Origin of the sequence: Hydrogenophaga laconesensis (assembly GCF_031457235.1) — a bacterium.
Classification (GTDB): domain Bacteria; phylum Pseudomonadota; class Gammaproteobacteria; order Burkholderiales; family Burkholderiaceae_C; genus Hydrogenophaga; species Hydrogenophaga laconesensis.
The window spans coordinates 523630-538062 of record NZ_JAVDWE010000001.1; the positions used below are offsets into that span (position 1 = coordinate 523630).

The 14433-nt window shown below is 67.9% G+C and carries 12 protein-coding genes and 1 riboswitch; of the genes, 9 read left to right on the top strand and 3 right to left on the bottom strand.

Annotation, left to right across the window (positions count from 1 at the left end):
• Positions 1-13 precede the first annotated feature (13 nt).
• The 5 genes from gcvT (at position 14) to J2X09_RS02540 (ending at position 7446) form a co-directional block, all read left to right on the top strand.
• Positions 14-1144: a glycine cleavage system aminomethyltransferase GcvT gene (gene gcvT, locus J2X09_RS02520; RefSeq protein ID WP_204731770.1), complete on the top strand. Its 1131-nt coding sequence runs from the start codon at positions 14-16 to the stop codon at positions 1142-1144.
• Between the two features lie 44 nt (positions 1145-1188).
• On the top strand, positions 1189-1560 hold the full coding sequence (gene gcvH, locus J2X09_RS02525; RefSeq protein ID WP_204731771.1) for a glycine cleavage system protein GcvH: 372 nt from the start codon (positions 1189-1191) through the stop codon (positions 1558-1560).
• Positions 1561-1593: 33 nt separating this feature from the next.
• Entirely contained in the window at positions 1594-4500 is a 2907-nt protein-coding gene (gcvP, locus tag J2X09_RS02530) for an aminomethyl-transferring glycine dehydrogenase (protein WP_204731772.1), read from the top strand.
• 51 nt (positions 4501-4551) lie between these two features.
• Positions 4552-4643, top strand: a riboswitch (glycine riboswitch).
• A 168-nt stretch (positions 4644-4811) separates the two neighbouring features.
• Positions 4812-6035: a D-amino acid dehydrogenase gene (locus tag J2X09_RS02535; protein ID WP_204731773.1), complete on the top strand. Its 1224-nt coding sequence runs from the start codon at positions 4812-4814 to the stop codon at positions 6033-6035.
• 22 nt (positions 6036-6057) lie between these two features.
• Positions 6058-7446, top strand: a complete 1389-nt coding sequence (locus tag J2X09_RS02540; protein WP_204731774.1) for an L-serine ammonia-lyase — start codon at positions 6058-6060, stop codon at positions 7444-7446.
• A 24-nt stretch (positions 7447-7470) separates the two neighbouring features.
• Here the strand turns inward: J2X09_RS02540 and J2X09_RS02545 are convergent, their stop codons facing one another.
• On the bottom strand, positions 7471-8316 hold the full coding sequence (locus tag J2X09_RS02545; RefSeq protein WP_204731775.1) for an Ivy family c-type lysozyme inhibitor: 846 nt from the start codon (positions 8314-8316) through the stop codon (positions 7471-7473).
• 108 nt (positions 8317-8424) lie between these two features.
• Between J2X09_RS02545 and J2X09_RS02550 the strand changes: the two genes are divergently transcribed.
• The 4 genes from J2X09_RS02550 (at position 8425) to J2X09_RS02565 (ending at position 13245) form a co-directional block, all read left to right on the top strand.
• Complete coding sequence (locus tag J2X09_RS02550) at positions 8425-10359, top strand: B12-binding domain-containing radical SAM protein (protein ID WP_204731776.1); 1935 nt, start codon at positions 8425-8427, stop codon at positions 10357-10359.
• On the top strand, positions 10359-11018 hold the full coding sequence (locus J2X09_RS02555) for a response regulator transcription factor (protein ID WP_310307279.1): 660 nt from the start codon (positions 10359-10361) through the stop codon (positions 11016-11018). The genes J2X09_RS02550 and J2X09_RS02555 overlap by 1 nt, the downstream gene beginning before the upstream one ends.
• A 17-nt stretch (positions 11019-11035) precedes the next feature.
• Entirely contained in the window at positions 11036-12805 is a 1770-nt protein-coding gene (locus tag J2X09_RS02560) for an ATP-binding response regulator (protein WP_204731778.1), read from the top strand.
• A gap of 131 nt (positions 12806-12936) precedes the next feature.
• On the top strand, positions 12937-13245 hold the full coding sequence (locus tag J2X09_RS02565) for a hypothetical protein (protein ID WP_204731779.1): 309 nt from the start codon (positions 12937-12939) through the stop codon (positions 13243-13245).
• Positions 13246-13269: 24 nt separating this feature from the next.
• Here the strand turns inward: J2X09_RS02565 and J2X09_RS02570 are convergent, their stop codons facing one another.
• Both J2X09_RS02570 and J2X09_RS02575 read right to left on the bottom strand, forming a co-directional pair.
• Entirely contained in the window at positions 13270-13809 is a 540-nt protein-coding gene (locus tag J2X09_RS02570; RefSeq protein WP_204731780.1) for a hypothetical protein, read from the bottom strand.
• A gap of 87 nt (positions 13810-13896) precedes the next feature.
• The gene (locus J2X09_RS02575) at positions 13897-14430 is read right to left on the bottom strand and encodes a dihydrofolate reductase family protein (RefSeq protein WP_204731781.1); all 534 of its coding nucleotides are present in this window, start codon (positions 14428-14430) and stop codon (positions 13897-13899) included.
• Between the last annotated feature and the right edge of the window lie 3 nt (positions 14431-14433).

The following is a 14433-nucleotide window of genomic DNA, read 5'->3' on the forward strand; positions in this document are numbered from 1 at the left end:
CTGAAAGCCTCCTGTGTCCGACGCCGCCGTCCCACTTCTCCAGGTTCCGCTGCACGCCCTCCACGTCGAACTGGGTGCCCGCATGGTGCCTTTCGCCGGCTACGCCATGCCCGTGCAGTACCCGGCCGGCCTCATGGCCGAACACAACCACACCCGCGCGGCGGCCGGCCTGTTCGACGTGTCCCACATGGGCCAGCTCCGCCTGGTCGGGCCCGACGCCGCGGCCGCCTTCGAAACCCTCATGCCGGTGGACGTGATCGATCTCGGTGTGGGCAAGCAGCGCTACGGCCTGCTGCTCAACGATGAGGGCGGCATCATCGACGACCTGATGTTCGTCAACCGCGGGCACGACATCTTCGTCATCGTCAACGGCGCCTGCAAGGCCGGTGACATGGCGCACATCCAGGCGCTCATCGGCTCACGCTGTGAAGTCATTCCCATGCCCGACCAGGCGCTGTTCGCTTTGCAGGGCCCGCAGGCCGCCGCCGCGCTGCAGCGCCTCGTGCCCGGCGTCGAAAAGCTTGTCTTCATGACGGGCGGAGCGTTCAACTGGCAGGGCACCGACCTCTACATCACCCGCAGCGGCTACACCGGGGAAGACGGCTTCGAGATCTCGGTGCCCGGCGACCGCGCCGAGCCACTCGCTCGCGCGCTGCTGGCGCAACCCGAAGTCAGACCCATCGGCCTGGGCGCACGCAACTCACTGCGCCTGGAAGCCGGCATGTGCCTCTACGGCAACGACATCGACACCACCACCACCCCGGTGGAGGCCTCGCTCAACTGGGCGATCCAGAAGGTGCGCCGCACGGGCGGCGCGCGCGCCGGTGGCTTTCCGGGCGCAGAGCGTGTGCTCGGCCAGCTGGACGGCACCGTGCCACTGACCCGCAAGCGCGTGGGCCTGATCGCGCAGGAGCGCGTGCCGGTGCGCGAGCATGTCGAACTGCAGAACACCAGCGGCCGCGCCATCGGCCAGACCACCAGCGGCCTGCTCGGCCCCAGCGCCAACCAGCCCATCGCCATCGGCTATGTCGAACCCGAATACGCGGCGGTCGGCACCCCGGTGGTGGCCATGGTGCGCGGCAAGCCCGTGCCCATGACGGTCAGCGCCATGCCTTTCGTGCCCAACCGCTACTTCCGCGGCTGAGCCCTCATTTCCTTCCGTTTCACCCAACCTTCAGGAGCCCACGCATGTCCATCACCAAATACACCGAAGACCACGAATGGCTCACCGTCGATGGCGACATCGCCACCGTCGGCATCACCGTGCACGCGCAGGACGCGCTGGGCGACGTGGTGTTCGTCGACCTGCCCGAAGTCGGCAAGACCTTCGCGCAGAAAGACGTGGCCGGTGTGGTTGAGTCCGTGAAGGCCGCCGCCGATGTGTACATGCCCGTGAGCGGTGAAATCGTCGAGGTCAACGAAAACCTGCGCGCCGATCCCTCGCTGGCCAACAGCGACCCGCTGGGCTCTGGCTGGTTCTTCAAGGTCAAGTTGACCGACGCGTCGCAGATCGATGCCTTGCTGGACGAAACCGCCTACAACGCCTTCGCCGGGCAGTAAACGAAACACCCCCGCATTCCTTTGAGGCCCGCCATGCTGATGCCCTCCGTCAAACCCCTCGGTGAACTTGAGAACCCGTCCGAATTCGTGGCGCGCCACATCGGCATCGGGGAAGCCGACGAAACCCACATGCTCTCGGTCATCGGCGAAGCCTCGCGCCGTGCGCTGATCGATGGCATCGTGCCGCGCAGCATCGCGCGCAGCCAGGGCATGCAGTTGCCGCCCGCGGTCACCGAAGCGGCTGCGCTGGCCGAACTCAAGGCACTGGCACAGCAGAACCAGGTGCTCAAGAGTTTCATCGGCCAGGGCTACCACGGCACGCTCACGCCGGGCGTCATCCTGCGCAACATCCTCGAGAACCCCGCCTGGTACACCGCCTACACGCCGTACCAGGCCGAGATCTCGCAGGGCCGCATGGAAGCGCTGGTCAACTTCCAGACCATGGTGACCGACCTCACCGGCATGGCCATTGCCAATGCCTCCATGCTCGACGAGGCCACCGCCGCTGCCGAGGCCATGACCCTGGCCAGGCGCTCCGTCAAGAGCAAGGGCAACGCCATCGTGGTGGGCGGCGACTGCCACCCGCAGACCATCGAAGTCGTGCAGACGCGCGCGAAGCCGCTGGGCATCCTGGTGAAGGTGGCGAACTCCGCCCCCGAATGGGACGCCGCGCTCGCCCAGGACGACTACTTCGCCGTGCTCGCACAGTACCCCAGCACCAGCGGCCGCATCGAGGAACTGGGCACCGACGTGCAGAAGGTGCACGCCAAGGGGGCGGCCTTCATCGCCGCGGCCGACCTGCTGGCGCTCACGCTCATCACCCCGCCCGGAGAATGGGGTGCCGACATCGTCGTCGGCAGCACGCAGCGCTTTGGCATGCCCATGGGCGCCGGTGGTCCGCACGCCGCCTTCATGGCCTGCCGCGACGAATTCAAGCGCTCGCTGCCCGGCCGTCTGGTGGGTGTGAGCGTGGACGCGCATGGCAAACCCGCCTACCGTCTCGCGCTGCAGACGCGCGAGCAGCACATCCGCCGAGAGAAAGCCACCAGCAACATCTGCACGGCCCAGGTACTGCCTGCCGTGGTGGCGAGCATGTACGCCGTGTACCATGGCCCGCAGGGCCTCAAGCGCATCGCGCAGCGCGTCGCGGCCTACACCGCCATCCTGGCGCAGGGTCTGGAGCAGCTCGGCTGCCAGCTCACCGCCGAGGCGAACTTCGACACCGTGACGATCAAGGCGCCGGACGCGGCACAGGCGCAGGCCTGGGTTCAGCGCGCGCGCGACGCCGGCATGAACCTGCGCCTCTCCTGGGGCCAGTACGTCGGCATCGCGCTGGACGAAACCACCACACGCGACGACATCGCGCGGCTCTGGAAGGTGTTCGCGAAAGACGGCACCGCCCTGCCCGGCTTCGAGGCGTTCGAGAAGGGTGTGGAGCCGCGCATCCCCACCGAACTGCGCCGCACCAGCGAGTTCCTCACGCACCCGGTGTTCAACAGCCACCACAGCGAGACCGGCATGCTGCGCTACATCCGCGCGCTCTCCGACAAGGATCTCGCCCTGGACCGCAGCATGATCCCGCTGGGCTCGTGCACCATGAAGCTCAATGCCACGAGCGAGATGATCCCCATCACCTGGCCCGAGTTCGCGAACGTGCACCCCTTCGCACCGGCCGACCAGCTCAAGGGCTACCAGCAACTGGACGAACAACTGCGTGCCTGGCTCTGCCAGGCCACGGGCTATGCGGGCATCAGCCTGCAGCCCAACGCCGGCTCGCAGGGTGAATACGCCGGCCTGCTCGTCATCCAGGCCTACCACGCCTCGCGTGGCGAGAGCCACCGCAACATCTGCCTGATTCCCAGCAGCGCGCACGGCACCAACCCCGCCAGCGCACAGATGGTGGGCATGCAGGTCGTGGTCACCAAGTGCGACGAGAACGGCAACGTCGACCTGGCCGACCTCAAAGCGAAATGCGAACAGCACAGCGCCAACCTCGCCGCCGTGATGATCACCTACCCCAGCACGCACGGTGTGTTTGAAACGCACGTGAAAGACCTCTGCGCGCTGGTGCACCAGCACGGCGGGCGCGTGTACGTGGACGGCGCCAACATGAACGCGCTGGTGGGCGTGGCCGCCCCGGGCGAGTTCGGTGGCGATGTGAGCCACCTCAACCTGCACAAGACCTTCTGCATCCCCCACGGTGGCGGCGGCCCCGGCGTGGGCCCGGTGTGCGTGGTGCAGGACCTCGTGCCCTTCCTGCCGGGCCATGCGGCGGGTGGTCTGCCGGTGAACGGCGTGGGTGCCATCAGCGCCGCGCCACTGGGCAATGCCGCCGTGCTGCCCATCAGCTGGATGTACATCCGCATGATGGGTGCCGACGGCCTGCAACACGCCACCGAGGCCGCCATCCTCGCGGCGAACTACATCAGCAAGCGCCTGGCGCCGCACTACCCCACGCTGTACGCCAGCGCCAACGGACATGTGGCGCACGAGTGCATCCTGGACCTGCGCCACTTCAAGGAAACCAGCGGCGTCATGGCCGAAGACGTGGCCAAGCGCCTGATGGACTATGGCTTCCACGCGCCCACGCTGTCCTTCCCGGTGGCCAACACACTCATGGTGGAGCCGACCGAGAGTGAAACCCTGGAAGAGCTAGACCGCTTCATCGACGCGATGATCGCCATCCGCGAAGAGATCCGGCAGGTGGAAAACGGCCAATGGCCACAGGACGACAACCCGCTGAAGAACGCACCGCACACTGCCGACAGCCTGATCAAGGCCGACTGGCCGCACCCCTACGCGCGCGACGTGGGCGCGGCCAGCGCCTCCACCCGGGCCCACGCCAAGTACTGGCCGCCCGTGGGCCGCGTGGACAACGTCTACGGCGACCGCAACCTGTTCTGCAGCTGCGTGCCGCTGAGCGAGTTCGACGATCACTGAAGCACCGGGCGGTGGGCATTGCGCGCCACCGCCTTGCCGGCCACGCGCCGGCTGTCCGCAGCGGGAGAGACCGAAGCCATGACTTCGGCGCCGAAGGAGCAACCACCCCGGAAACTCTCAGGCACCAGGACCGCTGCAGACCCACGCACTCTGGAGAGCGGCCGGGATTGGTCTCCCGGCCCACCGCAGGAGCAAGTGCCGGCCCGAACCGGCATGAATCTCTCAGGTCGCCGCACAGAGGGGGTCGCCGGGCACACACGGTGTGTGCCCGATGTCCTTCCTTTGTGACCGCTCCTCCAGGAGTCCTCTCCATGCACCACATCGCCATCATCGGCGGCGGCATCACCGGCGTCACCAGCGCCTACGCACTGGCCCGTGAGGGTTACCGCGTCACCCTCATCGAAAAGCACCGATACCCGGCCATGGAAACGTCCCATGCCAACGGCGGGCAGCTCTCGGCCTCGAACGCCGAGGTGTGGACGCACCCGAGCACCTTGGTCAAAGGTCTGAAATGGATGCTGCGCAACGACGCCCCCCTGCTGATGAATCCGCGACCCAGCTGGCACAAGCTGAGCTGGCTTGCCGGTTTCATGCGGGCCATTCCGCACTACGAGCACAACACCATCGCCACCACCCGCCTGGCTATCGAGGCCCGCCAGCATCTCTTCGCCTGGGCGGAAAAAGAAAACATACCCTTCGACCTCAAGCGCAAGGGCATCCTGCACATCTACCGCGACCAGGCAGGGTTTGAGCGCGCGGGGCGTGTGTCCCGGCTGCTGGCGGCGGGTGGCCTGGAACAACAGGCCGTCACCCCGACGGACATGCTCGCCATCGAACCCACCCTGCGCGGCAACTTCTACGGTGGCTTCTTCACCGAGAGCGATGCCACCGGCGACATCCACAAGTTCACCGTGGGCCTGTCGCAGGCCTGTGCCCGGCTGGGCGTCGAGCAGTGTTTCGAGCACGAGGTGCTCGCCGTGCGCACCGACGACAAGGCTGCCACCCTTGACCTGCGGCACCCGGAGGGCACGGAAACACGGACCTTCGACGGCGTGGTGATCTGCGCGGGCGTGCACGGCCGGGGCCTGGCCGCGCAACTGGGCGACAAACTCAACATCTACCTGGTCAAGGGCTACTCGATCACCGTGCACCTCAACGACCCGGAGAGCCAGCAGAACGCCCCGCAGGTGAGCCTGCTCGATGAAGCCACCAAGCTGGTGACCAGCCGCCTGGGACCGGACCGTTTTCGCGTGGCCGGCACCGCAGAGTTCAATGGCATCAACCACGACATCCGCGCCGACCGCATCAAGCCCCTCATCCAGTGGGTGAACCAGTGCTTCCCCGGCGTCAGCACGCGCCGCGTGGAACCCTGGGCAGGCCTTCGCCCGATGATGCCGGACATGATGCCGCGTGTGGGTCGCGGACGGCGGCCCAGGGTGTTCTACAACACCGGGCATGGGCATCTTGGGTGGACACTCTCGGCCATGACCGCGCACCAGTTGCTCGGCCACGTCCAGCTGGCACTGCCGCACTAAGGTCCATCACAGGAGCACGACCATGGCCATTTCCACGTTCGACCTCTTCAAGATCGGCATCGGACCCAGCAGCTCCCACACCGTGGGGCCCATGCGCGCCGCGCGCATGTTCGCCGCCGGCCTGCAAGCCACCGGCATGCTCCCCTCGGTCACGCGGGTGCAGTGCGCGCTGCACGGTTCGCTGGGCGCCACCGGCAAAGGCCATGGCAGCGACAAGGCGGTCATCCTCGGGCTGTGCGGGCACGATCCCGAAACGGTCGACATCGACCTGATCGCCCCGACCATCCAACGCGTGCGTGGCACGAAGCAGCTGAGCCTGATGGGCCGGCACACCGTGGCGTGGAACGAGGCCGACGACCTGCTCTTCTACCGCCGGCCGCTGCCCTTCCACGCCAACGGCATGCGCCTGTCGGCCTGGGATGGTGGAGGCACACTGCTGGCGGAGCGCACCTTCTATTCGGTGGGCGGCGGGTTCGTGGTGAGCGAGGAAGTCGCCGCCGACGGTGAGCGCATCAAGGCCATCGCGCCCGATGCGACCGTGCTCCCCATTCCATTTCGCAGTGGCGATGAGCTGCTCGCGCAGTGCGCCGCGCACGGGCTTTCCGTGGCCGAGGTGATGCGCGCGAACGAAAGGCACTGGCGCACCGATGCGGAAGTGGACGCCGGTCTGCTGCGCATCTGGGACGTCATGCAGGCCTGCGTCCGGCGCGGCTGCGAGGCCGAAGGCGTGTTGCCCGGTGGCTTCAAGGTGCGGCGGCGCGCCCGCCAGCTCTGGCACGACCTCACCGCACACCCGGAAGCCGCCCTCAGGGACCCACTGCAGGTGCTCGACTGGGTCAACCTCTACGCCCTCGCGGTGAACGAGGAGAACGCCGCCGGTGGCCGCGTGGTCACCGCGCCCACCAACGGTGCGGCCGGCATCGTGCCGGCCGTGCTGCACTACTACCGGCGCTTCGTGCCCGGCGCCACCGACCGGGGCGTTGTGGATTTCCTCCTCACCGCGGCCGCCATCGGCATCCTCTACAAGGAGAACGCCAGCATCAGCGGCGCCGAGGTCGGCTGCCAGGGTGAGGTGGGCGTGGCCTGCTCCATGGCCGCCGGTGCCCTCTGCGCTGTGCTCGGAGGCACGCCCGAGCAGGTGGAAAACGCCGCTGAGATCGGCATGGAACACCACCTGGGCCTCACCTGCGACCCCGTCGGCGGCCTGGTGCAGATTCCCTGCATCGAGCGCAATGCCATCGCGTCGGTCAAGGCCATCAACGCCGCGCGCATGGCCTTGCGCGGCGACGGCGTGCACCACGTCAGTCTGGACAAGGTCATCAAGACCATGCGCGAGACCGGCGCGGACATGAAGACCCGCTACAAGGAAACCTCGCGCGGCGGCCTCGCCGTGAACATCGTCGAGTGCTGACGCCCCTGCCAGCGCCACGCCCCTTCACTTGCCGCTGCTGCGCCACTGGCTGCGCCAGATCAGAAGCAGCTGGCTCATCACCGGGGCGGGTGGCGAGCCGAACGCGATCATCTTGTCGCGCTGGTTCATCAGGCCGTACACGCGGCCTTGCCGCGGGTCGTACAGCACCACCGCGCTGTTGTCCCGGCAGTCGTGCGGCATGCAGTGGGCGGCCACCGTGTAGTCCACCCCGTCGATGCGCTGTTGCGTGAGGTCCGTGGCCGGGCCGTGCATCTCGGCCAGCCAGGGTGCACGGGCGGCCAGCGGCCCCAGTGCCTTCAGGTAGAGCGGCTTGAACGCCGGGTCGCGAATGAGCTCGGAGGGGTGCCTGGCGGTGCCCGGCTTCACCGGGGCCCTGGCAGCGGCCTCGGCCGCCTTTGCCGCGTTCAGCTCCGCCACCGCCTGCTGGTTCGCGGCCTCGTTGCAATGGCGGAACTGTGCCCGGCCCAGCGCACCCAGGTTGGCCACCACCGTGGGGTCGCCATCCAGCTGGATGTACTGCCCCTTGCCATCGGCGTTCACCAGCGCCGTCAGCTCGTGCCGGCCCTGCACCTGGCCGAGCAAGGCCACGCGGAACTCCGGCGGCGGGCTGTTGCCGAAATAGCTGAACGCCGCGTCCAGGTTGCCCACCGTCAGGCGCTGGTTGCCCTGCTCGATCCGCATCTGCCGCGCTTCGACCACCATGCGCGGCGAATCGGCCCGGGCGCAATCCACCGCGTAGCGGCCGCCCACGCTCGCCATCACGTCGGGCCGCAACCCCTGTGCACCCGCCGTGCCCGCCAGCGCGGCCCACATCCCAATCCCCGCCCACCGTTTCCATCCTGTCGCCATGCCCATCTCCTGCCCGATCGTCCGCGCATGCTAGGACGGTCCCCCCGCGACGTCCACCCTCAAATGGGAGGCTGCCCGTAAGATCACGCCTGCACAACCCCAAGCCCCATGACCTCCCACGCCCTGCGCGTGCTGAGCCTCATCCCGCCGATGACGCAGCTCAACACGCCTTACCCCTCCACCGCCTACATCACGGGCTTCCTGCGTTCGCGCGGGTTCGACGCCGTGCAGGCCGATCTGGCGCTGGCGCTGGTGCTCAAGCTGTTCACGCCAGCCGGCCTCGAGGGCATTCGCGGCTGTGCCCTGGCCCGGCCCGAAGCCGAACGCAGCGCCAGCGTGCACGCCTTTCTGGACCAGTTCGCGCGCTACCGCGTCACCATCGGCCCCGTCATCGCCTACCTGCAGGGGCGCGACGCCACCCTCGCCCACCGCATCGCCGCCCGCGAACTGCTGCCCGAAGGCCCGCGCTTCCAGGCGCTCGAGGCCTACGTGGACCCCGCCTTCGGCGATGAGGGCGGCGACCCGCTGGCCTGGGCCTTCGGCGCGCTCGGCGTGCAGGACAAGGCCCGCCACCTCGCCACCCTCTACCTGAACGACCTGGCGGACGTGTTGCGCGACGCGGTGGACGAGCGCTTTGCCTTCGTGCGCTACGCCGAATCCCTCGCCAGCAGCCAGCCCAGCTTCGACCCCATGGCCGCCGCGCTCGCCGCGCCGCCCACGCTCGTGGACGAGGTGCTGCAAACCCTCACCCTGGCCACGCTGGCCCAGCACAAGCCCGACGTGGTGCTGCTCTCCGTGCCCTTTCCCGGCGCGCTCTACGCCGCCCTGCGCATCGCACAGACCATCAAGGCCCAGAACCCCCACATCACCATTGCCCTGGGGGGCGGCTTCGTCAACACCGAACTGCGCGAGCTGGCCGAGCCCCGCCTGTTCGACTTCGTCGACTACGTGACGCTCGACGCCGGCGAACGCCCGCTGCTCTCGCTGCTCGAATTCCTGCAGCGCAAACGCTCCCGGCAGCGGCTGGTGCGCACCTTCGTGCGCGAAGGCGGCGAAGACAGCCCCGCCACGGTGAAGTACATCAACTTCGTCGAACCCGACGTGCCCTTCGACGACATTGGCACACCCACCTGGGACGGCCTGCCACTCGACCGTTACCTGAGCCTGCTCGACATGCTCAACCCCATGCACCGCCTCTGGAGCGACGGGCGCTGGAACAAGCTCACCGTGGCCCATGGCTGCTACTGGAAGAAGTGCAGCTTCTGCGACGTGAGCCTGGACTACATCAGCCGCTACGAGACCGCGTCCGCCGCCACGCTGGCCGACCGCATGGAAGCCATCGTCGCCGAGACCGGGCAGACCGGCTTCCACTTCGTGGACGAGGCCGCGCCGCCCAAGGCCCTCAAGGCCCTGGCGGAGGAACTGCTGCGCCGCCAGTTGCCCGTGTCGTGGTGGGGCAACATCCGCTTCGAGAAAACCTTCAGCCCCGAGCTGTGCCAGCTGCTCGCCGACAGCGGCTGCATCGCGATCAGCGGCGGCCTCGAAGTGGCGAGCGACCGCCTGTTGACCCTCATGAAGAAGGGCGTGTCCGTCGAGCAGGTGGCGCGCGTCACCAAGGGTTTTTCAGACGCCGGCATCCTCGTGCACGCGTACCTCATGTACGGCTTTCCCACCCAGACCGTGCAGGACACCGTGGACTCGCTCGAGTACGTGCGCCAGCTGTTCGAGAACGGCTGCATCCAGAGCGGCTTCTTCCACCGCTTCTCGTGCACCGTGCATTCGCCCGTGGGGCTGGACCCGGCCGCCTACGGCATCGAGCTCGTGCCACTGCCCGAGGTCACCTTTGCCAAGAACGACATCGGCTTCATCGACCCCACCGGCGTGGACCACGACGCCCTGGGCATTGGCCTGCGCAAGGCCATCTACAACTACATGCACGGCATCGGGCTGGACGAGGACGTGCGCGCCTGGTTCAGCCACCTCGACGAGCCGGTGCCCAGAACGCGGGTGAAGAAGCACTTCATCGAGCGGGCGCTGGCGTGATGCCTGAGCAGCAGCCACCGCGAACGATCCTCGCCGTGGACGACCACGAACTGGTGCGCATGGGCTTGCGCCAGGTGATCGTCCAGCGCTTTGCCGACCGTTTCGAAGTGGCAGAAGCGGCCGGCCTGGAACAGGCCCTGCAGTTCCTCCAGCAGCGCGCGGCGGACGTCCTTCTGCTGTTGCTCGACCTGAACCTGGGCGACACCCGCGGCCTGACCGGCCTCCAGCTGCTGAGGCAGCTCTACCCCCGGCTGCCGGTCGTCGTCGTGTCCGGAACAAACGACCCGCGTGTTCGAGAGGAAGCCCTGGCGCAAGGCGCCATGGGCTACTTCTGCAAGACGGGCGACACCGCTGACCTGAGCGGCTTGCTCGACACGGTTGAAAAAGCCGCCACGCCAACGCCGGCCCGGGCACCCGGCGCAGCGCCGCCGCCCGCGAGCCCGCACGACACCCTGGCGCGCAGCACCCGCCTCAGGCCCGGCATCCGCTTGACCAGCCGCCAGATCCAGGTTCTGGAGCTGATCCTCGGCGGCCTGGACAACCAGTCGATCGCGCGCGAAACCGGCCTGGCCCTGGGTTCGGTGAAGAACTGCGTGTCGACCATCTTTCTCGACTTCAACGTCCGCTCGCGCGCCGAGCTGATCCGGCTGTTCTCCTGAATCGGGCGCCGACCAGGATGCAGCTGAAAGACATCCGTGCGGCCCTGTGGGCCAACACCCAGGCGCCGCTGGCGGTGCAACGCGTCCAGCTCGAACTCCTGCTGCAGAAGACGGGGCCGGTCCGCATCCTGTCGCCCATTCCCTTCGCCACCCCATTGGCGGTCCTGTTCCACCTGAATGGCACTGCCGGTTTCCCGCTGGTCTGGCTGGCGCTGTTCTACGTCGTCATTGCCAGCAGCTACGTGCAGCGCAGAAAACTCGAAGCCCACGGGCCGATGCGCGACGACGAGCTGCCCGGCATCCTGCGCGGACGTGTGCGGGACATTCTGCTGCTCGGCACCCTGTGGGGCGCCGCGCCCTGGATGCTGAGCGCGCACCAGAGCGTCGAGCTCCTGATCCTGATGGCCGTGTTCATCATGGGCGCGATATCGCTGGGGTCCGCCATCGTGTCGACCCACCGGCCGACCATCGCCGCCTTCAGCATTCCCGCAGCGGCCGGGCTCATTTCCAATGCGCTCTGGCATGGCGGGCTCGTCGGGTGGGTGCTGGCCGTCTGCCTGACGCTGTTTCTGGCCATGACGCTCAAGTGGACGTTCCAGCAGGCCGACCTGCTGGAGGAGTCGCTCACGGTCCGCTTCGAAAAGGAAGACCTCGCACGCCGGCTGGCCCGGCAGGTCGAACTCGTTGAAAACGCCAATCGGGAAAAGAGCCGCTTCCTCGCCTCCGCCAGCCACGACCTGCGCCAGCCCCTGCACGCCATCTCGCTGTTCACCTCGGTGCTCGAACGCTCGCGGTTCGATCGCGAGAGCACCCAGACCATCCACCGCCTGAGCCACTCGGTGCGCATGCTGAGCCAGTCGCTCGACACCATGCTCGACATCTCCCGGCTCGACGCCGGCGCCGTGCAACCCCGGCTGGAACCCCTGCGCGTGCACGACCTGTTCGTCGCCCTGAACCACACCTTCTCCGGCAGCGCACAGGCGAAGGACCTGCAACTCCGCTTCCGCGCCCCCGGCGAACTGACCGTGATGAGCGACACCCTGCTGCTCACGCGCCTGCTCGGCAACCTGATCGACAACGCCATCAAGTACACCCGCGCGGGTGGCGTGCTCGTGGCGGCCAGGCCAGACGCGGGACGGGTGCGTTTCGAGGTGATCGACACCGGCATCGGCATCGCGGCCGAACACCAGGAGAAGGTGTTCGACGAGTTCTACCAGCTGGCCAACCCCCAGCGGGATCGCGCGGCAGGGCTGGGCATCGGGCTGTCCATCGTCCAGCGCTTGTCGACCCTGCTGGAACACCCCATCGCGCTGTCGTCATGGCCGATGCGGGGCACGCGATTTCGCGTGTGGGTGCCACAGGCCGGCGCGCACGGGACAACACTTGCGCAGCCGGCGGAAGCAGGCGCCACCGTGGCCGCGCAGGCGGACAGGCACCTGCCACGCCATGTGCTCGTCATCGACGACGAAGCGGTGAGCTTGGAAGCCATGGCCCTGCTGCTCAGCGCGTGCGGCTGCACGGTGCATGCCGCCAGCAGCCTGGAACAGGCCGCGCAGCTGCTGGCGCAGCACTCGATCGACGCCGTGGTCTCCGACTTCCGGTTGCCCGGCGAGCGCAACGGTCTGGAGTACCTCGTCGAACTGCGCCGCAACGCGCCACACCTGCGCACCCTGCTCGTCACCGGCGAAACGGCACCGCAGCGCATCGCCGACATCAAGGCCAGCGGCATCGCCTTCCTGCACAAGCCCGTGCGCGCCGAGCAACTGCTGGACGCCCTCGCCCGCTGAGCCATCACCACCGTACCGCGCGATGTGACTCCGGTCACTTACGCCAGCGGGTGCGGCCTTCGATACTGCCGATCGCCCGCCGATGCGCGGGCATCCCCTGTCCAACAACGCCCCACGCGGCCCACCCTCCCATGTCCAGAATCCTTCTCGGCCTGATCCTGTGTTTTCTCGCCAGCACCTCCATGGCGGCACCCGACCCGCAGTGCGCCGAGCACGACCGGCTGCGCACCCAGCGCGACAAGGCGCTTGCCATGAAAAACCTCAAGCTGTATTGCGACGCCCTGGCCGGCCTGGTCAGGCTGATGCCGGCCACCCCACCGCCGCATCCGCGGCTTCAGTGCGAGTACAACGCCGCCACCATGAACAGCCAGACCTGGCTCGGCGTCCGGCCATCGGTCATCTCCACGATGCGGGACACCTTCGACCAGCAATGCAAATGACGCGGGCCGCAGCGGCCCTGCGCATCAGGGAGCCGCGCCTGCAGCGGCCTTCACCTCGGAGAGTCTGCAACCCTTCCTGAGGAACAGATCGGTCAGGTGCTCGCCGCGCGCCTGCGCGTGCTCCAGCGCCTGCTCGGCGTTCATCAACCGCGTCTGGGCCTGCATCATCTTCTGCATGCCTTCCTGCATGCCCGCCCGGCGAGCTTCCGCCGCCGCCTTCATCGCATGGCCCTGGATCTGGGCGCCACCGGGCACCATGCCCAGCAATCCGCTGCCGATGGCCAAGCCCACACCCCCCCGCGCGCCACCGGCCTGCTCCATCAACGCTTCCTGCACTTTCGCCATGGCTTCCTGCGCCTGCAGGACCTCCGCCTGCTGTGCCAGGCCCGTCTTTTCCAGCGCCGAGGTTTCCGCGTGAATCTCCGCGCAACCGAGATCGCTGTCGCTCAGCCGCTTCACCATGCGCTCGGCCACCCACTGTGGCGGCATCTGCGCGTCCACCACCGAAGGCGCCACGGCCAGCAGCCCATACAGGGAAAGTCTTGTGAACGCAGCGGTGAACATGGTGGCCTCTTCTCGGTGTCGGCGGTGCAACGGCAGGGTGTGCCGCGCAGTGTCGAACAGGGGCAGCGCCCCGAGAAGTGACCCCGGTCACATGGCCGGTACGTAGCTCAGCCGCACCACGTCATCGCCAATGCGGTCGTGCGACACCAGGCGCAGCCGGGGCCTGGGTCCGGCGAAATACGGCTTGCCCTGTCCCAGCACCACCGGGTGCAGGTAGATGCGGTACTCGTCGATCAGGCCCAGCTCGGACAGGCTGTGCGCGAGCTCCGTGCCTGCCACTTCGATCTCGCCGTCATGCGCCGCCTTCAAGGCGCGGACCGCGTCGCCCAGATCGCCCTTCATCAACGTGGCATTCGGCCCGACCGCCTTCAGCGTGCGCGACACCACCCACTTCGGCTGCCGGCGCCAGGCCGCCGCGAAAGCCTGCTCCGCCGTATCCCACTCCGCGTGCTCCTCGTCCCAGTACCCCATGATCTCGTAGATGCGGCGGCCATAGAGGCTGGCCGTCTGCGCCCGGGCTTCCTCGATGAAGCGGCGGAACAGCACGGCGTCGGGTGCGAACGCCATGTGGTCCACGAAACCGTCCAGCGACACGTTCATGCCGAACACCAGCCTGGCCATGTG

Bases quoted from the DNA above. Each gene is read 5' to 3' on its own strand.
- J2X09_RS02565 (WP_204731779.1), top strand. From the start codon at position 12,937: ATGTCCAGAATCCTTCTCGGCCTGATCCTGTGTTTTCTCGCCAGCACC.
- J2X09_RS02550 (WP_204731776.1), top strand. From the start codon at position 8,425: ATGACCTCCCACGCCCTGCGCGTGCTGAGCCTCATCCCGCCGATGACG.
- gcvP (WP_204731772.1), top strand. From the start codon at position 1,594: ATGCTGATGCCCTCCGTCAAACCCCTCGGTGAACTTGAGAACCCGTCC.
- J2X09_RS02535 (WP_204731773.1), top strand. From the start codon at position 4,812: ATGCACCACATCGCCATCATCGGCGGCGGCATCACCGGCGTCACCAGC.
- J2X09_RS02545 (WP_204731775.1), bottom strand. From the start codon at position 8,316: ATGGCGACAGGATGGAAACGGTGGGCGGGGATTGGGATGTGGGCCGCG.
- J2X09_RS02540 (WP_204731774.1), top strand. From the start codon at position 6,058: ATGGCCATTTCCACGTTCGACCTCTTCAAGATCGGCATCGGACCCAGC.
- J2X09_RS02555 (WP_310307279.1), top strand. From the start codon at position 10,359: ATGCCTGAGCAGCAGCCACCGCGAACGATCCTCGCCGTGGACGACCAC.
- gcvH (WP_204731771.1), top strand. From the start codon at position 1,189: ATGTCCATCACCAAATACACCGAAGACCACGAATGGCTCACCGTCGAT.
- J2X09_RS02560 (WP_204731778.1), top strand. From the start codon at position 11,036: ATGCAGCTGAAAGACATCCGTGCGGCCCTGTGGGCCAACACCCAGGCG.
- J2X09_RS02570 (WP_204731780.1), bottom strand. From the start codon at position 13,809: ATGTTCACCGCTGCGTTCACAAGACTTTCCCTGTATGGGCTGCTGGCC.
- J2X09_RS02575 (WP_204731781.1), bottom strand. From the start codon at position 14,430: ATGGCCAGGCTGGTGTTCGGCATGAACGTGTCGCTGGACGGTTTCGTG.